This is a genomic window from Flavobacterium hibernum (genome assembly GCF_000832125.1).
GTDB lineage: Bacteria > Bacteroidota > Bacteroidia > Flavobacteriales > Flavobacteriaceae > Flavobacterium > Flavobacterium hibernum.
The window spans coordinates 131,727-156,657 of record NZ_JPRK01000011.1 but is presented as its reverse complement, the minus strand read 5'-3'; the positions used below and the strand labels follow the sequence as shown (position 1 = coordinate 156,657).

The following is a 24,931-nucleotide window of genomic DNA, read 5'->3' as shown; positions in this document are numbered from 1 at the left end:
AATGATGAGGCCAATTTAATGAGATATTTTTTAAATTGACGTTAAATTTCGTTCAATTAAATTAAAAAAAGTTTTTTTATTTAAACTAAACGTATAAATTTGCTCCTCTACAAGTTAAATATAACTAAAAAATAAAATTATTTAAAACTATTAAAATTAAAAAAAATGGCAAACGTTAAAGTTAAAAAAGAAAGCACTTCAAATGGAGGAGGAATGATTACTGGAATCATTATTGTTGCGTGTATTTTAGTTGGGGTGTTTATTTGGAAATTTGTTATGGGTTCACCTGCTAACTTTGAAGGAGGAAATCCTGAAACAGGTCACCCAATCAATACATTAGGAATGGTATATAAAGGAGGTTTTATTGTACCAGTATTATTAGGAATGTTTTTAATGGTTGTTGTTTTTTCTATTGAAAGATTTATCGTTATTGGTAAAGCTGCTGGTAAAGCTAACTTAGATGCATTTATGAAAAATGTACAAGGAAGTATTAAAGAAGGAAACATTGAGGCTGCTATCGCTTCATGTGACAAACAACAAGGTTCAGTTGCAAATGCAATTAAATCTGCTTTGATTAAATATCAAGATGTTAAAAAAGAAGGTTTCAACAGTGAAGAAGCTTCAGAAGTAATCCACAAAGAAATCGAAGAGGCAACTTCATTAGAAATGCCAATGTTAGAAAAAAATATGACTATTATCTCTACTTTAGTATCATTAGGAACTTTAGGAGGATTATTAGGAACTGTATCAGGTATGATTAAAGCGTTTGGTGCGTTAGCTTCTGCTGGAACTCCAGATCAAGCTGCTCTTGCAACAGGTATTTCTGAGGCACTTATCAACACTGCAACAGGTATCTCTACTTCAGTTTTAGCAATTATCTCTTACAACTTCTTTACTGCTAAGATTGATGATTTAACTTACTCTATCGATGAGGCTGGTACTACAATTGTAAATACTTACAGAAGATTCAGAGGAAGTTTGAAACAATAATTAATTTTTGATTAGTATTAATTATAATTAATTATATCAAAATAAAATAAAAGATAATGGCTAAAATAAAAATGAAAAAAAAGTCAACATCGACAGATATGACTGCCATGTGTGATGTTGCGTTCCTTTTGCTTACGTTCTTTATTTTGACCGCTACTGCTAAGGTGCCAGAAGCACTTCCTGTAGATATGCCTTCTTCTGTTGCTCAAACTAAATTACCGGATTCGGATTTAGCTATTATTACAGTAGGAAAAGACAAAGACGGGAAAAGCAAAGTGTTTTTTGACATTAAAGGAAGAGAGATTCGTAAAAGAACTCTTGAAGGAATGGGTGCAAAATTCGGCGTGACTTTTTCAGAAGATGATAAAGAAAAATTTGCTTTAATGGATGACTTCGGTGTGCCAGTTGCAAATTTGAAAGATATTATTGCAATGAAAGCGTCTGATAGAACTAAAGCAAATCAACCTGGAATTCCAATCGATTCTTTGGATAATCAATTAAAAGAATGGCTTTTAGTTTCAAGAAGAGCTGCTATTGATCTTGATGATAAAGAATTGCAGATTGCAATTAAAGGAGATGCTAAAGAAGAATATCCACAAATCAAAAAGATCATGGATATTTTACAAGATCAAAAAATCAATTCCTTTAACTTAGTTACAGGTATGAGAGGAAGAGACTTTTAATTAAAAAATATACACTAAAATGGCTGAATTAAATACCGGCGACGGTGGTGGCGGAAAAGGTGGTAAAGTAAGAAGTAAAAAGCAAAGTTCAAAAGTCGATTTAACGGCTATGGTGGATTTGGCATTCTTATTGATCACGTTCTTTATGCTAACAACATCGTTGTCAAAACCTCAATCGATGGATTTATCTTTACCAGATAAAGATCCAGATGATAAAACTCCGCCGGTTAAAGTTGATGAAAATCGTACAATGACTGTGATGTTAGGAGAAGATAATAAAATGATTTATTATATGGGATTATTGGCTACTCCTAAGATTGGTCCAAAAGATATTGCATATGGTAAGGATGGGATTCGTAGAGAACTATTGACTCAAAAGAAAGCTGTAGTTCAATATACAGGTGATAAGAAAAAAGGAATTATTGTTATCATCAAGCCAACTAAAAAATCAAATTATCGTAATTTGGTTGATATCTTGGATGAAATGGCTATAACTGGAGTTTCTACTTATGCGATTGTTCCTGAGTTTACACCAGAGGAAACAAAATTGTTAGAGAAAAAATAAGATTAAAATTATTATTCGATAACTTAATAATCAAGAAAAATGAAATTAGATATAATTAAAAATCAGTGGCTTGATATCGTATTCGAAGGACGTAATAAGATATATGGTGCATATGAGTTAAGAAAATCGAACGGTAAAACAACGGTAAGAGCACTTATCTTGGGTTCGATTATTTTTAGCTTGGCTATTGCAGCTCCTCTTATTATAAGTTTGTTGCCAGATTCTAAAGAAGAAGAAGTAAATAACGATATTAAGATTGCAACAGTAAAATTACCTCCTAAAAAAGAGGAAGTAAAGCCTAATCAACCACCACCACCACCACCACCACCAAAAGTGGATCAGGTTAAGTTTGTGAAACCGGTTGTAGCTAAGGCTAATGAAGTTACTGAAGATCCTCCAAAAATTGAAGATCTTAAAGATAAAAAAGTAGGTTCTGAAACTATCAAAGGAGATCCAGACGCAGTTTTAACTGTTGATGAACCAGTTGGTAAAGGACCGGTAGCGGAGATTGTGCAAGAAGATAACAATGTTTATAATACTGCAGGTATCGAAGTAAAACCAGATTTCCCTGGAGGAATTGATAAATTCTACAAATTCGTAGGAAACAATTATAAGACTCCGGAAGAAGAAGGTTTAAAAGGTAAAGTTTATGTTACTTTTGTAGTTGAAAAAGACGGTTCATTAACCGACATTAAAGTTTTAAGGGATATCGGTTACGGTACAGGAGCAGAAGCAATTCGTGTTCTTAAAAAATGTCCAAAATGGACTCCTGGCGAGCAAAATGGTAAAAAAGTTAGGGTACTTTACTCTCTTCCTATTACTATTCAATCTGCAGAATAATGTTAAAAGATATGCTTAATAATATTCAGAAGAAATCGCTCAAAGAGCGATTTCTTCTTGTTTTAGGAATACTGTTTTTTTTAATATATCTTGTGCTAGGTTTAATGATTATGTTTTGGAAGAAGCTTCCATTAGATATGGAACCTAAATACAGGTATGCTTTTGGTGGATTGTTGATCGTATATTCGGCAATTCGCTTTTTAAGATTAATTAATTCAAACGCAGAATAACATGTTAAAATATAGTAAGATTGCAGGCTTAGTTGTTTTTGTTTTTTTGTTTGCCATGTGTAACCAAAAAAGTAAAAACGAAGCTGATAAAGAAACAATTTTAAAAGGATCTATTGATATTACTGTTGATGAAACAATAAAGCCAATTGTAGACGATCAGGTTGCTGTTTTTGAAGGAACTTATTATGATGCTAAAATTAATGTAAAACCAAAGTCAGAAGCGGAGCTTGTAAATGATTTATTAAATCAGAAAACAAAAGTTGCGGTGATGGCAAGAGATCTTACTAAGGATGAAATTGCTAAATTTGAAAAAAACAAAATTAATCCTAGAGTTACCCCTTTTGCAATAGATGCGATTGCTTTTATTTCAAGTAAAAGCAATAATGATACATTAATTGCGTTGAAAACGGTAATTGATTTTATGCAAGGTAAATCAGATCCTAGAATTAAAGGTCTTGTATTTGATAATCCGAATTCTAGTACAGTGCGTTACATGAAAGAGTTGGCAAAAGTTAAAGATGTTCCAGTAAAAGGAGTTTTTTCTTTTAAAACTAATGACGAAGTTATTAAATTCGTGTCTGAAAATGACGGAATGATTGGGGTTGTTGGTGTAAACTGGTTGTCTCAGCCTTCGCCTAATATGATCGATGTTATTAAAAAAATAAACGTTTTGAGTGTTAAAGGATTAAATGATAATCAATATTATAGTCCAACTCAAAATGATCTTGCTGAAGTAAAATATCCTTTGGCACGTGATTTGTTTATTGTAAATTGCCAGGGTTATTCTGGTTTAGGAATGGGGTTTGCTTCATTCATTGCTGGAGATATTGGACAGAGGATTGTTTTAAAATCTGGGTTATTACCGGTAAGGACTCCTGGAAGAAAGCTTAAAATAAGGAATCAAATTATTAAAGATAAAGAATAAATTAATTACAATTAAAGATGAATAAATTTAAAATTTTTACTCTTGCCGTAGTTGCTTCAGTTTCTGTAGCAAATGCACAAGATATCAAGGAAGCTAAAAAAGCAATTGATGCAGAACAATTTCAAAAAGCAAAATCATTGCTAAAAGCAATCATCAAAGCAAAACCTTCTGATGGAGAAGCTAATTTTGTTTTAGGTAATGTATACTTAAATCAAGGTATTGCTGATTCTGCTAAAATTTATTACAATAATGGATTACAAGCATCAGACAAGAAAAACTTAAATTATATTGGATTAGGTCAGTTAGATCTTGATGCAAAGAATGTTGCTGCAGCGCAAGCTAACTTTGGTTTAGCAACAAAAGACATGAAACGTAAAGATGTTGATGAGTTTGTCTATATCGGTAGAGCTTATATTAATTCAACTTCTCCAGATTATACAAATGCTATAGCATCTGTAAAACGTGCTTTATTAGTTGATCCACAAAATGCAAATGCACTTTTAACAATTGGAGATGCATATTACGGTGCAAACAATCAAAATGATGCTTACAAATCGTATCGCGATGCATTTACTGCAGATCCGACGCTTTTAAGAGCTAAAATGCAATTAGGAGTTTTGTTAAAAGGTGCTAAGTCTTATGATGAAGCAATTAAAGCTTTTAATGAAGTTATTGCTATTGATCCTAATTACGGTCCAGTTTACAGAGAATTGGCAGAGACATATTACAAATGGGGAAGAAACAAACCTTCTACTTCTAAAGTTAATATGCAAAATGCAATTACTAACTATGAGAAATATTTAAGTCTAACAGATTATTCTTTAGATTCAAAAATGCGTCACGCAGATTTCTTGATCTTAGTTAAAGATTATAAAAGTTTAGAGACTGTAGCAAATAAAATGATTGCTGAAGATAAAGTTAATCCTAGAATTTACAGATATTTAGGATACGCTGCTTACGAAAATGGTAATGTAGAAGTTGCTATTAAATCTATTGAAGATTATATGAAAGTACCTTCAAACAAAGTAATTGGTAGAGATTATTTATATTTAGGTCTTTCAAAAATTAAAAAAGGAACTGCTGCTGACGGAACTGTAGATCAAGCTTCTTTTGATGCTGGTGTTGCTGATCTTAAAAAAGCGATTGACTTAGAGCCTTTAGTAGTTGAGGAATTAGCTGATTTAGGAAAAGCATTATTTGGTAAAAAACAATTTGCACAAGCAGCTACAATTTTTGAGTTTGGTACAGCTAACAAAGAATCTAAAAATTATTTAGATGATAATGTTTACTATGGTATCTCTTTGTATTATGCTAATGCAAATAAAACCAATGGTGCTGCAGATGCTGTTGCTTTAGGTAAAGCAGATGCTGCTTTTGATAGAATTTTAGAAGCTTCTCCAACTTATGATGAGGCATACTTATACAAAGGTAGAATTAACAACTTGCTAGAGAAAGATGATTTGATCATTAAAAACTACGAAGAGTATGTTACAAGAACTACTGCTAAAGGTGCAGAGGAGTTAGCAAAACCTGCTACTATGAAAAAAGTAATAGAAGCTTACAATAGTATTGGTGCTAGTTACGCTAATACTGATAAAGCAAAAGCTATTGAGTATTTTAATAAAACTTTAGTTTTAGATCCTGCAAATGCTTATGCTGCGCAATCTGTAAAAAGTTTAAAATAATAATAGATTTTCAGTTTAATAAAAAACCGATAGTTCAAACAACTATCGGTTTTTTTTGTTCCGTATTTAATTGACTATCTTTGCACTTTAAAATATAATAATGTTATCAAAAGAAATACAATTAGAAGTTAATAAAGGAGCGATGTTGCCTTTGATGGAAGAGTTTTATACCATTCAGGGAGAAGGTTTTCATACTGGGACAGCCGCTTACTTTATACGAATTGGAGGTTGTGATGTTGGTTGTCACTGGTGTGATGTGAAAGAAAGCTGGAATGCAGAATTGCATCCGCCAACAAGTGTTGATTTAATTGTGAAAAATGCGTCAAGTCAGGCTGATACTGTTGTAATTACAGGAGGTGAGCCATTAACTTGGGATATGAGTTTGTTAACGCAGGAATTAAAAAATAAAAACTTAAGAGTTCATATTGAAACCTCTGGAGCTTATCCGTTAACTGGTATTTGGGATTGGATTTGCCTTTCTCCAAAAAAGAATAAACTACCAACTCAAACTGTATATGATAATGCGCATGAGTTAAAAGTGATTATTTATAATAAACACGATTTTATTTTTGCGGAAGAGCAGGCGGAACTAGTAAATGATAATGCTATTTTGTTTCTTCAGCCCGAATGGAGTAAAAAAGAAGAAATGACTCCGTTGATAGTAGATTATGTAATGAATAATCCTAAGTGGAGAGTATCTCTTCAAACTCACAAGTATTTAAATATTCCTTAAATGGAAAAAAGTAAAAATCTCTTCAATTGAAGAGATTTTTACTTTTTAGGTAAATTTTACACAGTGTGTAAAAAGGAAACAGGATTTTTTACTTCCAGTTTTTTAATCGTTTTACATTTGTAATGTGTGCTAAATGATGTTCACTGTGCCACGCATACATTCCTATTATTTGCTTTACATGATATTCAGAATTGTTTTCCGGATGAATAAATGACTTTTCTAAATCAGCAGGTGATAAATTTTTCATTATATAAGCCAATCTAAAATGTAATCCGTTTAGTAAATTCAACGTTGGTTCAATAGGCATGGTTAAGCTATCGGGTAGTTCAGACCATAGTGCTTCATCATAAGCTTTTATCACTGGATTGTTTTCTGTTAAAGACCACTTAATTCTGATGTAGCAATTCATATGGCTTTCCGCGCAATGATGAATCACTTGTCGAATCGTCCAGCCGCCAGGTCGGTATGGCGTGTTTAATTGTTCTTCTGTTAACTGAGCAGTTTCTTTTCGTAATCTTTCTGGAAAAGATTCGATGATCGCAATTTTTGCTAATAAATACTCAGAAGTATATTCTTTCGGGGCTTCAAACTTTCCGATAGGGTATTTTAGCTTTTCTAAATCTACTGGATCCATAATATTGATATTTATTCTATTGAAAGTTTTGCTAAATAGTCATAATGTTCGCCTTCTAAAATTAGCTCACATTTTAATCCGTTTGCAATTGCTGCATTTTGAAGAGTGTTGTAGTCTAAATATAACCAGTCAAAAGGCTCCTCTTTTTCTCCTTTGTAGGAGATGTTAAAAACAAGTTCGCCGTAATAATCATTATTTGAAGGAATCCATTTTCCGCCATCTTCATCCTCATCAAACATATAGATAATATCAGAGCTGTCTAATAAGATTTGTCCACCGGAATTTAAAAGAGATTTTAATTTAGATAAATACTTGTTGCAATTGTCTAATTTGCCAAAAATTCCTACACCATTCATTAAAAGAATAATCGTGTCAAATTTTTCACCTTCAAAGTTAAGGATATTTTGAACTTGAGCATTTTTTACGCCTCTGAGTTTGCAGGTTTCAATCGCTTTTTCAGAGATATCTATTGATGTTACATCTAAATTTCTATCATTTTGCAAAGACAAGGTATGGCTTCCTGCGCCACATCCAACATCTAGGGTTTTTCCAATTGCCAATTGAAGTGCTTTTTGTTCGAGTTTAGGCATTTCGTTATAAGACCGAAATAAATAGTCGACACTCATTTCGTCTTCTTCAGAAATTGTGGTTTCTGTAATGATGTCTTGAGGTGAATTATTGGTTTGAAAGTCGAGCATTGCTTTTCCAAAAAGATCTTTCATCGTATTTTAATTCAAAGTTTAAGGTTTCAAGTTTAAAGTTGTTTAATTTTGCAAATCAACTTTAAAAATTAAACTTGAAACAAATTTTAAATAACTTAAATAAGTTAGCCAAAGATAAGCATATCGAGAATAAAAAGTATTTCGATAAGCTTAAAAAGAAACAACCTAAGAATTTGGATTACATCATGCAGGATTTGCATGATGCTGAGTTTAAAAAAACAGATTGCTTAGAATGCGCTAATTGTTGTAAAACAACGGGGCCGTTATTTACTTTGGCAGATATTGAGAGAATTTCGAAGTCATTTAGGCAAAAGCCACAACAGTTTATTGAGCAATATCTGCGAATTGATGAAGATAAAGATTATGTGCTAAAAAGTGTTCCTTGTGCCTTTTTGGATAATGATAATTATTGCATGATTTATGATGTTCGTCCAAAAGCTTGCAGAGAGTTTCCTCATACAGATCGTAAAAAGTTTCATCAAATTACGGACCTCACATTGAAAAATGTGGCGATTTGCCCTGCGGCCTATAATATCGTAGAAGAAATGAAAAAGAAGTTACCTTTATAAGAACTTAAAAAGATGTAATTCTTTTTGTTTTATAAAATGTAATTTTGATTCGTTCGATTACGAAAAGGATAATTAATAATATTTAGATAGCTGAAACTTTGAATATAGAATATTTTATAGCGAAACGGCTTATTACTGCCAGAGATTTTAAAAGTAGTATTTCGGCACCGATCATAAAAATCGCCATTTCGGCTATTGCAATTGGTATAATAATGATGATAGTTTCGGTTGCGACTGGAATTGGATTACAAAAAAAAATACGTGACAAAGTATCGGCTTTTAATGGTCAAATTATAATATCGAATTACGATAATAATAATTCAGAAGTTACTTTAGTTCCAATATCCAAAAAACAAGATTTTTACCCAGATTTTAAGTCAGTCCCAGAAGTTAGTCATATTCAAGCAATCGCTAGTAAGGCTGGAATAATCAGGACGGAAAATGCATTTGAAGGAATCGTTTTTAAAGGAGTGGGAGCAGATTATGATTGGAAAAACATACAAGAGTATTTAGTTGCTGGTAAACTGCCAGATTATTCTAAATCTTTAAATGAAGATGTTTTAATTTCAAGATTTCTCGCAGATAGACTTAATCTAAAAGTCGGAGATTATTTTAATACCTTTTTTATGAAAGAAGAAAAGGGGAAATTGCCCAATAGTCGACGTTTTAAGATTGCCGGTATTTTTAATTCTGGTTTTCAGGATTTTGATGCAACATACATATTAGGTGATATTCGTCATATCCAGCGAATCAATAAATGGAATTCAGATCAAGTGGGTGCGTTTGAGGTTTTTATTAAAGATTTCAATGATATTAAAGTTGTTGGTGATAAAGTTTACGAGAAGACGGCTTCAAGTTTAGATACAAAAACAATAAAAGAAAAATACAGTTATATTTTCGATTGGTTGCAGCTGTTTGATTTTAATATAATAGTGATATTGGTTGTAATGATTTTGGTGGCTACAATTAATATGGTAGTTGCTTTATTGGTTCTTATTTTAGAACGTACCCAAATGATAGGAATTCTTAAAGCTTTGGGAGCTAATAACTGGACAGTTCGTAAAATATTTCTGTACAATGCTTTTTATCTTATCGTTCGTGGATTGTTCTGGGGTAATTTAATTGGTATTTCGTTGTTGGTAATTCAACAGCAGTTTGGGGTTGTTAAATTGAATCCTGAAAATTACTACGTCAACCAAGCTCCGGTATACTTGAATTTAGGTTATATCGCTTTGTTGAATTTACTTACCGTAACAGTTTGTTTTGTTGTGTTGTTAATCCCGTCCTATATAATAACGAAGATATCGCCAGTTAAAGCTATTCGTTTCGATTAGTTTTGTCTATATGTAAATAAGGCATGAGTTGGCGCGCATGAACCCGACAGGTTTTTAAAACCTGTCGGGTTTGTTTTTAATACCTATTATATATAAGAATAAAACAAAACTTAGCGCCTTAGCGTCTTTGCGAGATTAATAAAGTATTAAGAAGCATTCAGGTAATAAATCCCTTTATAATCTTCCAGAAATCTAAAAATTCAACAAAAGAGCACCCCTTATAAAAGTAAAAATTGCAAAAAGCACAAACGGTTAAGGAAAAACCTTTCAAAAGTTCAGAAATATAAAAAGTTAAGTTTGGTGTTATCAGAGAGTTAAGAAAAAGAGATAAAAAAGATATGAGTTTTTTCTATATTCTTTATTCAAATTTATTAAATCAATATTATGTTGGTCATACATCCGAAAGTTTACAAGAACGATTACGCAAGCATCTATCAAATCATTCTGGATTCACTGGTAAAGCAAAGGATTGGATTGTAATTTATTTTGAAGAATTTGAAACCAAATCACTGGCTTATAAACGTGAATTAGAAGTCAAGAAATGGAAAAGTAGGGTTAGAGTTGAAAAATTAATAAATGAGTCAAATTGATAGCTCAACTAAATAGAGTATCCCGATTTTTAATCGGGACGGTCGAATGTTCGAATCCTTCTGCGTTCACTACAAAAAAAAGCCACTCAAATCGAGTGGTTTTTTTGTTTTGTGGTGATCTTATCTTATTTGTGTTTAATTTTATTTAAAAATTCGTCCAATAATTTTTCCAATATCAGCAAAATCGTCTAGGTTACTTACAGCTCTCTTTTCAGTAACAGTTTTGTCAATTTTCGAAAAAGGATAAATTAGTATATAATTGTTGTTACTCAGATTCTTATTTAAAATTTCAGGTACATTTTGCATTTGTGAAATATAGGAATTCATTCCTCTGTCTGCCATTAAAACAATCAAACCCTCGTCCTGTAGTAAATTGCAGGCTGTTTCCTGAGCTTCCTGCCATGTAGTTACGGTATTAAAAACAGCTTCAATATTTGCTTTTTTTATAATGCTCTTTAAAATTTCGGTTGTTTTATCGTTGGCATAAAAGCTCATCTTTGCTCCTGAATTTTTGCCAATATTCCAGACTCTTAATAATGAATGAAAAAAACCTGGTTCGTGTTCTGCATTTGCAGGGATAAGAACAGCGTATTTTTTTATCGTGGCAACCGGTTGAACAGCGTGATATATAATGACATTTATTTCCTTATTTCGTAAGTATCCATTATAAAGATTATATGTAAACGAAGAGGAGAAACCTTTTTCTTCTTCTAATCCAATGATTAAATCGGTAATATTTTGTTCTTTTACAACATTGCTAATACCTAATACTACATCATTGTCATGTCTGGTAATAGGATTTATTTTTACATCTGCTCCAGCAGCCATATTTACTGCTTCACCAAGTAGTTTTTCTGCATTTTTAGAAGAAGATTCGCTTTTGTCTTCATTGATTATATTTACAGCAAACAGACTGTCTTTATTGGTTTGAGTTTTAATGAGCAAGCCAAGATTAACTATTTTTTCAACGGTGTTTTCATGGTTTAACGCTAACAGAATTTTTTCATTTTCGTGACTTGTTCCTGCTACCGTTTCTTCTTTATCAGAATCTGCTATTCTTTGAGCACTTGCCATCGAAACAAATGATGAAATAGTACAAGAAACCAATATCAGTAAAATACTTCCGTTAAGTACATGTTCATTTAAAAGACGCACAGGTTCTCCGGCTTCATTTTCGAATAAAATAATATTGTATCCAACCATTACAGATGCTAATGTCGCTGCCGCAGAAGCTGCACTCATTCCAAAAATAAGTGTACCCTCATCATTAGTAAGGCTGAATGTTTTTTTAGTTAAAATAGCTGCTACGTATTTTCCTCCAATCGAAGCTATAAGCATAATCGAAGCTACACCCAATGTTTCCCAACTCTGAATAAAAGCGTTAAAATCGATAAGCATACCAACACTTATAAGAAAGAAGGGAATGAAAATTGCGTTTCCAACAAATTCTACGCGGTTCATAAGTGATGAAGTATGTGGTATAAGTCTGTTTAGCGCAAGACCGGCAAAGAAAGCTCCAATTATCGCTTCAATTCCGGCTAATTCTGCCAATAAAGCAGCAAGATATATCATGACAATAACAAATATATATTGCGAAATTTTATCTTCGACATTCTTAAAAAACCAACGCGCTATAATAGGAAACACGATTAAAACTATAAGTGCAAACACTATCATAGAAACGGATAATTTTACCCAGAATGAAGTTCCTACTTCTCCTTGCGACATGCCAACCACCACAGCCAATACAACCAATGATAGTACATCTGTAATCATTGTCCCGCCAACAGTTATGTTTACGGCCAGTTTTTTAGCGATGCCAAGTTTGCTTATCATAGGATATACGATAAGAGTATGAGACGAAAAGAGGCTGGCAAATAATACTGTGGTTAAAACGGAGAAATGCAATATATAATAACCGCCAATAAGCCCTAGCACAAATGGTACTATAAAAGTATAGATGGAAAAGGTGATACTTTTCCATTTATTCTTTTTAAAATCTCCCATGTCAATCTCAAGTCCTGCCAAAAACATGATGTAGAGAAGTCCCGTTGTACCTGTTACCACAACGCTGCTATCTCTGGCTAGTACATTAAATCCGTTAGGACCTATTACAGCTCCGGCAATGATAAGACCTAAAAGATGTGGTACTTTTATCTTGTTTAATAAAAGAGGAATACATAATATTATAATAAGCTCAATTAGAAATTTTAACAGAGGATCTTCAATAGGCAGGCTAAGGTGTTGTATACTTAAAAACATATATTATTTTTTTTGTGGAAGAGTAAGTTCTACAGAAAATCTCGCAGTACAATTATCTTGTCCCGTAATAGTCTGAGTGCCTTTAATGACATTATCTTTTATATCATCAAGAACAACATTTATTTTTGCATTATTTTTCGAAATACTATCAGTTTTAAATTCAAGCATAATTTTATCATCAATATATTTTGCTTTAAATATGCGAATGAGCTTTTTATTATTTAGAACATTCGTATAAATTCCTGTCGAATCCGATAAAAATTCCCAGGTTTCATTGCGCTGATCTCCTATTACGTATTGATTACATTTCGATTCACGACAAAGCATTTTACTGTTCCAGATACCCTTAATATTTTCAGGCCATTCTTTTACTGAAGTAATATTGTTTTTGATAGAATCTTTTAAGGCATAAATACTATCTCGAAACAGGAGTAATGCTTGATAGTCAGCTTCTTTTTCGACTATTTTTTCTTCTCTTAAGTTCAAAGCTTGTTCTCTTTTTTGGAGTTCAATTTCTTTTTTATTTTCGCATGAAATAAACAAGCATACAAGGAATAATAATAGAGGGATTTTTTTCATAAAAAAGGTCTTACGATTAGATTTTGTAGAAATATAAATTCACACTTTTTTAGTAGTGTAAAAGAAACTTAGGTACTACAAGGTACTAAAATAATTGCAGAAATGCCTGTTTTTGACTTGTTAAGATTTATTCTGATTTACCTTTTGTTTGAAAAAAACAGCGTATTAGACAATGCAAAACATGAAAAGTTAAAGCTTAAACGGTTGTATAATAATGTATTGTGGTTCTTTTTTTTTACAGATGATTAGTGGTTTCTGTAAAATTTTGTGATCCCTAAAAAAAACAGTGTAAATTTATTGAGTTAACCTTATTTTTATTGAGTTAATGCGATGTGTTAAAAAAAAGTACATTTATTTTAAAAATTTAAAATAATTACAATTTAATACAGATACATGCATTTCAAATACCTATTGATTTTTTTTGTTTTATTTTCAATCAAATCAAATTCTCAAATTTCTCAAATTTTAGAAGAAAAGAAAAATTTTCGCGCAGCAGATTCGCTGTTAAAAGAACCTAGTTTTTCTGTTCATAAAGACAATTATTTTTTAACTGGCGTACCAATAAATACCAGCATTACGCGTGATAATTCTGATGTAAAGTATCAGGTAAGTTTTAAATTAAGATTAAAATCGAAGCCTTTGTGGGGTGGTTTTTTTCCTTATTTAATGTATACACAAAAAGCGTTTTGGGATATTTATGCAAGTTCTAAACCATTTTCAGAAATTAATTTTAATCCTGGTGTAGCCATCGTTCGTCCGTTTTATCTAAAGGGCAACCGACTTACTTACGGAACAATCTCGTTAGAACACGAATCAAACGGTAGAGACTCTATTTACTCGAGAACTTGGAATATGCTTGCATTTTCATTAAAATCACAAATTTCTCCACGATGGATTGTTGGACTAAGAGGTTGGATTCCGCTTGTGGATAAAGAAGATAACCCTGAACTTACAAAATATGTAGGCTATGGTGAAGCAAGTGCAACTTATCAGATACAGCCCGGAAGATGGAGCGCCGATATTCTTTTCAGGAAAGGAAGCGGTCTTATTAATTACGGATCATTGCAGACGCAAGTAAACTGGAGACCTTATAAAACTGAAAATTATTATTTAACGCTTCAATGGTTTGTGGGGTATACAGAAAGTCTGATTGATTATCAAGAACATAAAAGTATGATACGGATAGGTTTTACGATCAAACCGGAAAATATGGGGATTTTTTAAATTTTGCGCTGTTTAAAATAAAGAGATTTATAGATCAGCTAGATAGAGCATCCCTATTTTCAATCGGGACGGTCGAAGGTTCGAATCCTTCTGCGCTTATTACAAAAAAAATAAAGCCTCAAATACCTAGGTGACTAGAATATTATTGTTGTTGTTTAGATTAAAAAAATAACAATAATATTTATTTACTATTTTTCATTTTGATCAAGGACGATGTTCTTAAAGCATAAAATTTTATGTTTCTTTAAATCTAATAAATTATAATCCGTTCCAATTTCTGCAGATTGAAATTTTAGTTTGTATAATTTTGAAGAATTGGCTGTATCTAATGAAAGATAGTTTTTTAAAATAAGTTTTTCGGTATAAAATTTACTTGTATCTGTGATGCTGATTTTTATATCATATATATCTTGCTCTTTATTATATGTATAATAAATGAGTTCTTTGTAGTAGTCATATATCAAACATTGAAAATCATTTGTACCCGCTCGAGGTAAATGATTTACCCAAGAAAAAATAGCTAAAAAATTACTACTTATTTCAGTATCCAGTTTCTTAAGCACTTCTTTTAAAGGAAAGAAATTTTTATTCGATGTAACAATTGAGCATTTACTGTCTTTAGCACTATGTTTAAGATTTTCGATTTGCTTATATTTAGTGGATGAACAACCGATAAATATTATTCCAATAACACACAGTATTAGTTTCTTCATTCGTCCACTTTTTTTAGTTTTTTTTTACTTTAGAGAAATCTAAGCTCATTTTATTAAACAAATTTAGGTTAAAAGAATATGTTCAACAATTAGAACAAAACTTTTAATATTCCTTTTATTACAATCAAAAAACTTCCAAATTTTAAATTTAAAGAAATTAACTACAGACATTTTATTTTCAAAAATTAACCGAAAAAAAACACAACAAACTTTAGTATTGAAAAGGTGTTAAGAAATCTGTTTTTATAACAGGAAAGAATTAAGAATTTAAAAATTTCATACATTATTTCTAGATTAAATTTAAATATCGATAAAATTGGTAGAGTTTAAAGAGGTTTGGCATTATTAGAACAGAAGCTCTTGGCTACTACCAAATTAAATTTATTGAATTATTTTATTATGTTTGCTCAAAATAAATTTTTTCAAAAGAACTAATTGTCAAAATCAGATTTAAATAGTGATATAATTTTAATCAATCGCCTGCGAAATGGGGATGAGTCTGCGTTGACTGAATTATACAATAAATTTTGGCAATCTTTATTTGTTTCCTCTTATAATGTATTAAAAGACAAGGAGTTGTGCGAGGATATTATTCAGGATATCTTTATGAATATTTGGCATAACCGTGAAAAGCTTGAAATTAATATTTCTTTGAAAGGTTATATGTATGCTTGCGCCAGATATCAGGTTTTTAATCAGTTTAAAAAGAATAAAGATAAAATTCATGTTGAACTTTTTGAGGATTTAGATAAACGTTTTCAGTACTCAACTCCCGAAACTCAACTGATGCACGATGAGCTTTTGGATCAAATTAATTCAATCGTACAAGCGCTTCCCGAAAAATGTCAGTTAGTTTATAAACTAAGTAGAGAAGAGCAATTATCACATAAAGAAATTGCCGAACGCTTGGATATTTCTACAAAAACAGTCGAAAATCATATTACAAAAGCGCTTCACGTTATTCGGCTTTCTATGGGAACTTCTGCCAGTATGGCTATGGTTTTATGGTTGTCAAAAAATCTTTTTAAGTAAGCAGTTATTTTCTGTAAATCTCAAAGTAGCAGATTAAATAATGTATTAGGTTTTTTGGTTTTTAGCATAAAAATTTTCTTATTTTTTTGAGTTTTTATATAGAATTTTCAAAAAATATAAAAAAAAGTTATATCTCGACTAGGGGGTAGATGGCTTTTTGTTTACTTACTATATAACCTCGCAATTAATTTTAATAAAGAATGAAAAAAGACGAATTTTTGGTATTACTGAACAGATATCTTTCTGGGGAAACCAATTTGGAGGAGGATAAGTTTTTGGTGAATTATTTTGAGAGTTTTCAAAATGCTCCGGATTGGAACGAAGATTTGGGAGTAAAAGACGAAGTTCAAAATAAAATGCTGAATAGAATTCAGGATACATTAAAAGCTGAAAAAGTTAAGGTAATACCAATAAGACCATTTTATACAAGATCTACTTTTAAAGTAATTGCGGCAGCATCTGTTTTAATGCTTATTTCGCTTACATTATTATTTAATGTCGATAAAACTACAAAAGGGACTTTACCGGTTGCTGTAAATAAAAAAATTGAGATTGGTAGTGATAAAGCTACTTTAACATTAGAAGACGGATCTGTAATTGCATTAGAAAAAGGAGAAACTTACACAACAGGAAATGTTTCGAGCAATGGTGAAAAGATAGTTTACAATTCAAAAAACGTAACTAAAGCTATTTCAAACAATACACTAACGATACCAAGAGGCGGACAGTTTTTTATACAATTGGCTGATAGTACAAAAGTTTGGTTAAACTCTGAGTCGCAATTAAAATATCCTGTTGCTTTTGTCGATGGTGAAATCCGCCAAATCGAGTTAGTCTATGGTGAAGCTTATTTTGAAGTGTCGCCAAGTACGAAACATAAAGGTTCGAGATTTAAAGTAAAAACACAATCGCAAAATGTTGAAGTTATAGGGACTGAGTTTAATATTAAAGCTTATCGTGACGAAACTTCAATGTATACGACATTAGTAAAAGGTAAAGTGGCTATAAGTAATGCAACGGTAAAAGAATTTTTAGAGCCAAGTCAACAATCTAAAATAAACTTCAATAGCAATACCATTTCAATATCGAAAGTAGATGTGTACAACGAAATTTCCTGGCGAAAAGGATTATTTGTGTTTAAAGGAATGCCACTAAAAGATATTGCAAAAGTATTATCACGCTGGTACGATGTGGATATTGTATTTGCGGATCCAGCCTTAGGGAATGTGAAATTTAACGGAGTTTTGAATAAGAATCAAAAACTGGAAGACATATTAACAACCATCAAGAATATTAATTTTATTAATGCCTATGAGATAAAAGACCATAAAGTAATATTGAAATAAAAAGAAAAGGGATTAAAGTTTAGACTTCCGACGGTACCGCGCTTTATCCCTTTTTTGAGTATTAATCAATTAATCCATTTTAACAACCGACCAACCAATTAACATGTAAATTTATGAAATTTAAATTAACCAGCGCACTTTTCTATTGTAGAAGAGGGCTAATTATTACCATTATGAGAACCTTTATCTTCTTGTTTTGCACAACAATTTTTGGTTTTTCTCCAGTAAAACTCTTTTCTCAAAATGCAAAAATTGTTATAGCAGCTGATAAAACAGTGAGTGTTGATGAAGTTTTTGACATAATCAAACAACAAACCAATTACACCTTTATTTATCAGGAAGATTTATTTAAAAAATTACCTAAAGTACAATTAAAAAAAGGTACAATTCGAGTAAATGATCTTCTAAAAACCAGTTTTTCGAGCAAAGATTTTGATTTTAGTTTTGCCAACGGAAACACCATTTTAGTAAAAGAAGTGCGTGTAGAAAAAGTAATTGTACAGCAAGCCAAAAATATTGAAATTTCCGGTACTGTAACCAATGACAGGAAGGAACCATTGCCCGGAGTAAACATTAAAGTGAAAGGGACAAATGCAACTGCTCAAACTGATTTTGACGGAAAGTACACGATTACAGCACCAAGCGACGGAATTTTATTGTTCTCGTACATTGGGCACAGATCTGAAATTATTGCGGTAAACAATAAAAAAGTAATAAATATAAGTCTTACCGAAGAAACAAAACAGTTAGAAGGTGTTACTGTAAATACCGGAGTTACTGTTCGTAAAAAAGAATTAATTACGGGCGCAGTAACGATATATAAAGGGGAAGAATTACGACAAATTTCGACGCAAAACGTTGTTCAGGCCTTAAAAAGTTTAGATCCTTCATTTATTGTTTTGAATAATAATTTAGTAGGATCGAATCCAAATATTTTACCAACTATCGAGGTAAGAGGGCAAACTAGTTTAAGTGCTAACCAGGTTGACAGTCAGTTTAGAGACGACCCAAATCAGCCGTTGTTTATCTTAGACGGGTTTCCAACAACATTGCAACAAGTTGTCGATCTTGATATTAATCGAATTGCGAGTATCACATTACTTAAGGATGCTGCTTCAACAGCGTTGTACGGTTCACGTTCTGCAAATGGAGTTGTTGTTATTGAAACCAACAAACCAATTCCGGGGAAATTGCAATTTTCTTACGTTTACAATTCTTCCTATGAATTTGCAGATTTAAGTGTATATCATTTAATGAGTGCTGAACAAAAACTGGAATTCGAAAGACTGTCGGGGGCTTTTATTGCTCCAAATGGATCGACGGCAGTGACGCAATACAAGTGGGATCAGGAATACAATCGACGCTTAGCCGGTGTTCGTAGAGGCGTAAATACCTATTGGTTAAACGAGCCTATCCAAACGGGAATTACTTCTGGACACAGTTTATCTCTTGGTGGAGGATCTGAAGAATTTAGATTTAACATTGCCGGAAATTATAAAACCCTTACCGGAACGATGAAAGGTTCTGAGCACAATACTTGGGGCTATAATACCACATTAAACTACAGAAAAAATAGATTAAGCCTTAACAATAACTTTTTTGTTTCGGGCGGAAACAATCAGGAATCGCAATATGGTTCATTCGAAACTTGGGCAAAAGTAAGTCCATATTATCCAAAAGTGAACGAAAACGGAGTGATAACACGTTATTTAGATGGTTCTTCATTACCATTAGCAACAAACGTGGCTGTGGTTGTAAATCATGCTATCAATCCGCTTTACAATGTCTTTTTACCAAGTTATGATAAAGGAAATGACTTTAATTTCACCAATAACTTTGCAATCAATTACGATATAAGTTCGCATCTTAAAAGCACAGGAGCAATATCAGTTTCCAGAAATAGTAGTATAGGAACCGTATTTGTATCTCCGGATGATACTCGATTTATAAGTAAGATTGCAACAGAAAAAGGAACTTATACCAGAAATGAAGCGATAACCAATAAATGGAATGCCAACCTTGGAGCTACATATTCTAATGTTTTCAATGGCGTACACTCTTTCAATTATACCATTCGAGCATCGGCAGAAGAAAAGAGAAATAACTCTTATTTATCGGCCTTACGAGGATTTCCAATTGGAGTTCCCGGGAATCCGTCATTTGCTTTTGGATATGAGCCCAATGCAAAACCAGGAGTTTTTCAGGAATTAATTCGCAGTGTCGATTTAACCAACCAAATTAACTACGCTTACGATCGAAGATTTTTGTTCGATTTTACCCAAACTATTTCGGGGGCAACCAATTTTGGAACGAACAAAAAATATTCACCTTATTGGGGCGTGGGACTTGGATGGAATTTAAATCATGAATTCAAAATGAACGAAGACATCGTAAACATTTTAAAAGTTCGTGCGAATGTGGGACAAACCGGAAATCAAAATTTAGTAGGTTTTGCATCTTATGATGTTTATGCTTACGATCCAAATACCAACGTTTTTGGGGCAGGATTAGGGATTTCTCAAATTGCAAATCCTAATCTTGAAGCTCAAAGAACCAAAGACATATCTATAGGATTAGATCTTGGTATGTTTAGAAACAGATTAACAGCTACCATAGGAGCATACAGCCGTAAAACGTCACCCCAAATTGTAGCGATAGATCTTGCTTCTTCGACAGGTGTAGACGGTTATCCGTTAAACGTTGGGTATTTAACAACAAAAGGATTGGAGCTAAAAATTAACTACAACTTTATCTACGATTTAAAAAACAACTTTGTTTGGGGCGTAGGTTTAATGTCTACATCAGGAAATAATAAATTAGGAGGTTTCAACAATGCGCTGGCTTCTTTAAATGCTGCGGCACAAAAAACATCAAGTTTAACCAGATTTTACGATGGCGCAAGCAGTAACGACCTTTGGGCAGTTCCATCGTTAGGGATTGATCCTGCAACAGGGCAGGAAGTTTTCCTGAAGAAAAATGGACAATCGACTTTTACTTTAGATAAAAAAGATGAAGTGGTTATGGGTAATTCAAGAGAAACAGCAACAGGAGTAGTTTCGACAAACCTTACTTACAAAGGCTTTAGTTTTGGATTGTACGTACGTTACAGTTTTGGTGCCGAAAGATTCAACTCAGCCCTATACAATAAAGTAGAGAACATTGCAAAAGCTGATATTTTTGATAATCAGGATGCAAGAGCTTTTACAGATCGTTGGACAACACCAGGGCAAATTGCACAATTTAAAGCCATTGGTTTAAAAAACGATACCCCAATATCATCAAGATTTATTCAGAAAGACGATTATATCTCAGGCGAATCTATTCGTTTTGGTTATAGAATAACAGATAGAGCATGGCTAAAAAGAAACGGAGTAACAGCATTAGGATTTAATGCTCTGGCAAACGAATTTTTTAGAGTATCTACTATAAAAGCAGAACGAGGTATCGATTTCCCTTTTTCAAGAATCTATTCACTTAGTTTAAACGTATCATTTTAATCAATATGAAAAAGTATATATATAAAATAGCGAGCCTTTTTCTAGTATCCGTAACAGCAATTAGCTGTAGTGATTTTTTGGATGTAGTGCCACAAGACAAAATTTTAGAAGAACAAATTTATAGTTCAGAAGCAGGAGTTCAAAATGCGCACAATGGACTTTATATGCAATTGGTTTCTAATAGCCTTTACGGAAGACAATTGACTATGGATGCCATCGAGATTTTAGGACAACAATACAATATGACATCAAACTCTGCACAATCTCCATTGGCAAATTATTCATATGCCGAAAAAGCACCAAAAGCAACCATTGCACCTATTTGGGAAAAAGCGTTTGCAACTGTTTTATCAGCAAATAAATTTTTAGAAAGTTTAGACGAACACAAAGGAGTAGTTTCTGAAGAAAAAGCCGATTTATTAAAAGGTGAAGCTATTGCCATTCGTGCGATGTTACAATTTGACATGCTTAGAATGTTTGGACCTATTTATAAAGTATCACCAAGCGATCCTGGAATACCATACTACGATAAATTTGAAACCGTAAACAACCCAATTTTGCCTGCAAACGAAATAATGGCTAAAATTATTGCTGATCTTGATTTATCACTAAAACTTTTGGCCAATGATCCAATTCTAACCATTGGAAAATATGGAACAACAAACGCATACAATGGTAATCCGTATTACTTTACCAATAGAGCGCAAAGAATGAATCATTTGGCAGTAAAAGCTTTAAAAGCGCGTGCGCTATTGTATTCAGGAGATAAAGTAGGTGCATCAAAAGTAGCCAATGAAATTATAGACTTTTTAAAAGCAAAACCATATTTTACCTGGACTCCATTTTTAGAAGCAACAAATGCAGCTAACCCTGATCGTACCTTTTCTTCAGAAAATTTCTTTGCTCTAAGCGATTATACCTTATATACCAAGCAAAAAGCATTATTCGATGCTACTCTGGAAGATCAGGTAATCTACGCACCTATTTTAAGCAGATTAAATGCTGTTTTTGAAGCGAACGATAATGATTACAGAAGTTTGCCAAGCTGGAAAATTCCTATTGTAGGAGGAAAAACGCAGAAAACATTTTACAAATACGAAGATGTTGCCGATAAAAAAATGACGTTTCGTTTTCAGATTCCGATACTAAAAATGGCTGAAGTTTATCTTATTGCCGCCGAAACCGCTGCGGTTCCAGCTGATGGAATTGCTTTTTTAAATACACTTCGTTTCAATAGAGGATTAACCAATTTAGGCACAACGGCAGTGGTCGCTACAGAAGTTACCAAAGAGTACAAAAAAGAATTTATTGGCGAGGGACAATTGTTTTTCTATTACAAAAGAATCAATTCTTCCACCATACCAAACGGTTCAGCATCATCTGGAAACATCACCATGAGTAAAGTGCAATATGTAGTACCAATGCCGGATTCTGAAATTAATTTTCAATAATTTAATAAAGTAGAACATGAATAAAATATTGATTTTTAGCATCATCTTTTTGTCTCTAGTAGGTTTATCCTCTTGTAGTCAGGAAGAAATAAAGACTTATAAAGACACCGATAATATTTATTTTTCAAGAGCATATTTTCCTTTGTTTAGTACAGATCCGGTAATAGACAGTACAGGCTTTAGTTTTGGGTTGGAGAATCCTTCAATCAAAGAAAAGGTTTATAAACTAGCAGTACGAGTTCAGGGAACAGTAAGTACTGTCGACCGAAAAATAAAACTTACCGTAGATCCTTCGAGCACCGCTATTTTAGGAACTCATTTTACATTACCCGAAAATATTCTTTTTCATGCAGGAAAAGAAGTAGATACCATACCGGTTACCGTAAAAAGAACTACCGACATGAAAACGAACAAGTTTACATTAGTGTTGAATTTGGAAGAAAATGAATTTTTTAGCACAAAAATGCAAAGCAAAGTGATCAATGTTATCACCAAAAAAACAATAAGTTATATTCGATTTAAACTTACAGTTGAAGATCAGCTTACACAACCAAAAGGTTGGGTTGCCGGATTTTTTGGTCCTTTTTCAGCAAAGAAATTCTATTTAATGTGCGATTTAATGCATTTAGATCCCACTATTTTTAACATGTCACCGGGAGGTCCAGGGTTAAGTGTACCGGATGTACAATATTATCAAAACTTTATGAAGCGATATCTCATCGATCAAAAAGCTTCCGGAAACACCATCTACGAAGAAAATGGTACCGAAATGTTCTTTCCATAAAATCATTCTTTTTAATTTAAAAATATAAAACAATGTTTAAAAATATAAAAATACAATTGAGCTTGTTGTTAGTTCTTTTAATGACTTATGGTTGTGTAAGCGACGAGGGGAATTACGATTATAAAGCTATAAATGAACCCAATATAACTGGACTTGCAGAAGAATATACAGCTTATACAGGAGATTATTTTAAGATTGCACCAAAATTAAATCCAACGCTCGACGATGGTACTGACCCTAATCGTTATGAATATTTATGGGTAGCAGTAAATCCAACAAAATTGGTTTCAGAGTCCAGAACTACAATCTCAACGACTAAAGATATTGATGGAATATTAAAATTGCCGCCTGCAAAATATACCGTTTATTATTTTATAAAAGATAAAGTTACAGGAGTAAACTGGCAGCAAACCGCTTTTACACTAAATGTAGTATCGTCTATTTATGAGGGTTGGTTAGTTCTTGGAAATGTCGATGGAAAAGCCCGTTTAGACATGGTTTCGATTATACCAAATGTGGCTACACCACGTATTGTTACCAATGCTCTTGATGCTTCAGGATCGGCATTGAAACTAAGTGGAAAGGCCGTAAATGTCTATTGTGTTCCTCAGGCATTATCAGGTACCAATATTTATGGTATTTATGTAACTGCTTCAGAGTCTGGAACTGCAAGACTTGACCCAGATTCTTTTGGTTGGGTACAATCGCAAAACTTAGCATACGAAACAGTAGGAGGAGCATTGCCAACCAATTTTGGTGTCGATTTTATGAAATCGCCTACAAATGGAGAAAATTTCCTTTACAGTAATGGAAATATTTATTGTTACTTTAGAACTTTTCAAATTAAATATGGTTTACCGCAAAATAAAGTCGATACCGAAAGCAAAGATTTTTATGCAGCACCATTTATAGCAGAAAATGGAGGTTCATCCGGATCACCAATATTTTATGATAAAAATGCCCGCCGTTTTATACGATACAGTATGACAAAAAGTACTTGTTCTATAATGCCTCCATTGGTAGCTTCACCAACAGTATTAGACTGGAATAATACTAATTGTGATTTGGTTTATATGACAACTTCAGGTTTTAATACGAATGAAAATTTTGCCGTACTTAAAAATATTTCAACAGGAAAATTTCATTTAGTTCGTTTTACAACAGGTTTAGCACAAGTATATTACAAAGAAATACTAAATGCACCGGATTTTGATAAAGCAACCAAATTTGCCGTTAGTCCAGATTCAGGATATTTATTTTACGTAGTTGGAAACAAGATCTACGAATACGATAACGGAACTCAATCGGCAAAATTAATGCTCGACAAAGGAACAGAAGAAATAACCTATATAGGTTTCCATTCAAGAGCAGCAAAAGGACTAACCAACAAACTAACCGTAGGAAGTTACAGTACAACCGGAAAACTTGAATTGTTTACCGTTCCGCCAGTAAATGGAGATTTGATTCTGGAAAAAAGTTATTCAGGATTATGCAAAATTGTAGATGTTGCGTACCGTGCGCGATAGTCAAAAACTTTAAAATA

At 32.6% G+C, this 24,931-nt stretch carries 23 protein-coding genes; 18 read left to right on the top strand and 5 right to left on the bottom strand.

What is annotated here, in order from left to right:
* Nucleotides 1-165: 165 nt before the first annotated feature.
* From IW18_RS13545 to IW18_RS13510, 8 genes are all read left to right on the top strand, one after another.
* Complete coding sequence (locus IW18_RS13545; protein ID WP_041518414.1) at nucleotides 166-990, top strand: MotA/TolQ/ExbB proton channel family protein; 825 nt, start codon at nucleotides 166-168, stop codon at nucleotides 988-990.
* A gap of 56 nt (nucleotides 991-1,046) precedes the next feature.
* Nucleotides 1,047-1,673 (top strand): ExbD/TolR family protein, encoded by a 627-nt coding sequence (locus IW18_RS13540; protein ID WP_041518413.1) that lies wholly within the window; start codon nucleotides 1,047-1,049, stop codon nucleotides 1,671-1,673.
* A 19-nt stretch (nucleotides 1,674-1,692) separates the two neighbouring features.
* Complete coding sequence (locus IW18_RS13535; protein ID WP_041518412.1) at nucleotides 1,693-2,238, top strand: ExbD/TolR family protein; 546 nt, start codon at nucleotides 1,693-1,695, stop codon at nucleotides 2,236-2,238.
* Between the two features lie 39 nt (nucleotides 2,239-2,277).
* A complete protein-coding gene (locus tag IW18_RS13530) occupies nucleotides 2,278-3,078 on the top strand; it encodes an energy transducer TonB (protein WP_041518411.1) in 801 nt (266 codons plus the stop codon).
* A complete protein-coding gene (locus IW18_RS23370) occupies nucleotides 3,078-3,308 on the top strand; it encodes a hypothetical protein (RefSeq protein ID WP_026983456.1) in 231 nt (76 codons plus the stop codon). Before IW18_RS13530 ends, IW18_RS23370 begins: the two co-directional genes overlap by 1 nt.
* A gap of 1 nt (nucleotide 3,309) precedes the next feature.
* Nucleotides 3,310-4,233 (top strand): PstS family phosphate ABC transporter substrate-binding protein, encoded by a 924-nt coding sequence (locus tag IW18_RS13520; protein ID WP_041518410.1) that lies wholly within the window; start codon nucleotides 3,310-3,312, stop codon nucleotides 4,231-4,233.
* A 17-nt stretch (nucleotides 4,234-4,250) separates the two neighbouring features.
* A complete protein-coding gene (locus IW18_RS13515; protein ID WP_041518409.1) occupies nucleotides 4,251-5,918 on the top strand; it encodes a tetratricopeptide repeat protein in 1,668 nt (555 codons plus the stop codon).
* Nucleotides 5,919-6,018: 100 nt separating this feature from the next.
* Nucleotides 6,019-6,651 (top strand): 7-carboxy-7-deazaguanine synthase QueE, encoded by a 633-nt coding sequence (locus IW18_RS13510; protein WP_041518408.1) that lies wholly within the window; start codon nucleotides 6,019-6,021, stop codon nucleotides 6,649-6,651.
* Nucleotides 6,652-6,739: 88 nt separating this feature from the next.
* Here the strand turns inward: IW18_RS13510 and IW18_RS13505 are convergent, their stop codons facing one another.
* Both IW18_RS13505 and IW18_RS13500 read right to left on the bottom strand, forming a co-directional pair.
* Nucleotides 6,740-7,285, bottom strand: coding sequence for a YfiT family bacillithiol transferase (locus tag IW18_RS13505; RefSeq protein ID WP_041518407.1), 546 nt, complete (start codon nucleotides 7,283-7,285; stop codon nucleotides 6,740-6,742).
* Nucleotides 7,286-7,296: 11 nt separating this feature from the next.
* Entirely contained in the window at nucleotides 7,297-8,007 is a 711-nt protein-coding gene (locus IW18_RS13500; RefSeq protein ID WP_041518406.1) for a class I SAM-dependent methyltransferase, read from the bottom strand.
* A 74-nt stretch (nucleotides 8,008-8,081) separates the two neighbouring features.
* Here IW18_RS13500 and IW18_RS13495 point away from each other — a divergent pair, with 74 nt between their 5' ends.
* The 3 genes from IW18_RS13495 to IW18_RS13485 all read left to right on the top strand — a co-directional run bounded on the left by IW18_RS13495 (nucleotide 8,082) and on the right by IW18_RS13485 (nucleotide 10,500).
* On the top strand, nucleotides 8,082-8,576 hold the full coding sequence (locus IW18_RS13495; protein WP_041518405.1) for a YkgJ family cysteine cluster protein: 495 nt from the start codon (nucleotides 8,082-8,084) through the stop codon (nucleotides 8,574-8,576).
* A 98-nt stretch (nucleotides 8,577-8,674) separates the two neighbouring features.
* Nucleotides 8,675-9,910, top strand: a complete 1,236-nt coding sequence (locus IW18_RS13490) for an ABC transporter permease (RefSeq protein ID WP_041518404.1) — start codon at nucleotides 8,675-8,677, stop codon at nucleotides 9,908-9,910.
* 338 nt (nucleotides 9,911-10,248) lie between these two features.
* Complete coding sequence (locus tag IW18_RS13485; RefSeq protein WP_041518403.1) at nucleotides 10,249-10,500, top strand: GIY-YIG nuclease family protein; 252 nt, start codon at nucleotides 10,249-10,251, stop codon at nucleotides 10,498-10,500.
* Nucleotides 10,501-10,641: 141 nt separating this feature from the next.
* On the opposite strand, the gene IW18_RS13480 is transcribed toward IW18_RS13485, so the two are convergent.
* On the bottom strand, nucleotides 10,642-12,762 hold the full coding sequence (locus IW18_RS13480) for a cation:proton antiporter (protein ID WP_041518402.1): 2,121 nt from the start codon (nucleotides 12,760-12,762) through the stop codon (nucleotides 10,642-10,644).
* A 3-nt stretch (nucleotides 12,763-12,765) separates the two neighbouring features.
* On the bottom strand, nucleotides 12,766-13,341 hold the full coding sequence (locus IW18_RS13475; protein WP_041518401.1) for a hypothetical protein: 576 nt from the start codon (nucleotides 13,339-13,341) through the stop codon (nucleotides 12,766-12,768).
* Nucleotides 13,342-13,734: 393 nt separating this feature from the next.
* On the opposite strand from IW18_RS13475, the gene IW18_RS13470 reads away from it, so the two are divergent.
* On the top strand, nucleotides 13,735-14,565 hold the full coding sequence (locus IW18_RS13470; RefSeq protein ID WP_041518400.1) for a phospholipase A: 831 nt from the start codon (nucleotides 13,735-13,737) through the stop codon (nucleotides 14,563-14,565).
* A gap of 188 nt (nucleotides 14,566-14,753) precedes the next feature.
* Here the strand turns inward: IW18_RS13470 and IW18_RS13460 are convergent, their stop codons facing one another.
* Nucleotides 14,754-15,278 carry a hypothetical protein gene (locus IW18_RS13460; protein ID WP_041518399.1) on the bottom strand — a complete coding sequence of 175 codons (525 nt, stop codon included), beginning with the start codon at nucleotides 15,276-15,278 and terminating at the stop codon, nucleotides 14,754-14,756.
* Nucleotides 15,279-15,713: 435 nt separating this feature from the next.
* Between IW18_RS13460 and IW18_RS13455 the strand changes: the two genes are divergently transcribed.
* The 6 genes from IW18_RS13455 (at nucleotide 15,714) to IW18_RS13430 (ending at nucleotide 24,914) form a co-directional block, all read left to right on the top strand.
* Complete coding sequence (locus IW18_RS13455; RefSeq protein ID WP_052480171.1) at nucleotides 15,714-16,310, top strand: RNA polymerase sigma factor; 597 nt, start codon at nucleotides 15,714-15,716, stop codon at nucleotides 16,308-16,310.
* Nucleotides 16,311-16,510: 200 nt separating this feature from the next.
* Nucleotides 16,511-17,656 carry a FecR family protein gene (locus IW18_RS13450; RefSeq protein WP_052480170.1) on the top strand — a complete coding sequence of 382 codons (1,146 nt, stop codon included), beginning with the start codon at nucleotides 16,511-16,513 and terminating at the stop codon, nucleotides 17,654-17,656.
* 113 nt (nucleotides 17,657-17,769) lie between these two features.
* The gene (locus IW18_RS13445; RefSeq protein ID WP_084607953.1) at nucleotides 17,770-21,153 is read left to right on the top strand and encodes a SusC/RagA family TonB-linked outer membrane protein; all 3,384 of its coding nucleotides are present in this window, start codon (nucleotides 17,770-17,772) and stop codon (nucleotides 21,151-21,153) included.
* Between the two features lie 5 nt (nucleotides 21,154-21,158).
* The gene (locus IW18_RS13440; protein ID WP_084607952.1) at nucleotides 21,159-22,604 is read left to right on the top strand and encodes a RagB/SusD family nutrient uptake outer membrane protein; all 1,446 of its coding nucleotides are present in this window, start codon (nucleotides 21,159-21,161) and stop codon (nucleotides 22,602-22,604) included.
* Nucleotides 22,605-22,620: 16 nt separating this feature from the next.
* Nucleotides 22,621-23,388 (top strand): DUF4843 domain-containing protein, encoded by a 768-nt coding sequence (locus IW18_RS13435; protein WP_041518397.1) that lies wholly within the window; start codon nucleotides 22,621-22,623, stop codon nucleotides 23,386-23,388.
* Nucleotides 23,389-23,420: 32 nt separating this feature from the next.
* Entirely contained in the window at nucleotides 23,421-24,914 is a 1,494-nt protein-coding gene (locus tag IW18_RS13430) for a PKD-like family lipoprotein (protein ID WP_041518396.1), read from the top strand.
* Nucleotides 24,915-24,931: the final 17 nt, after the last annotated feature.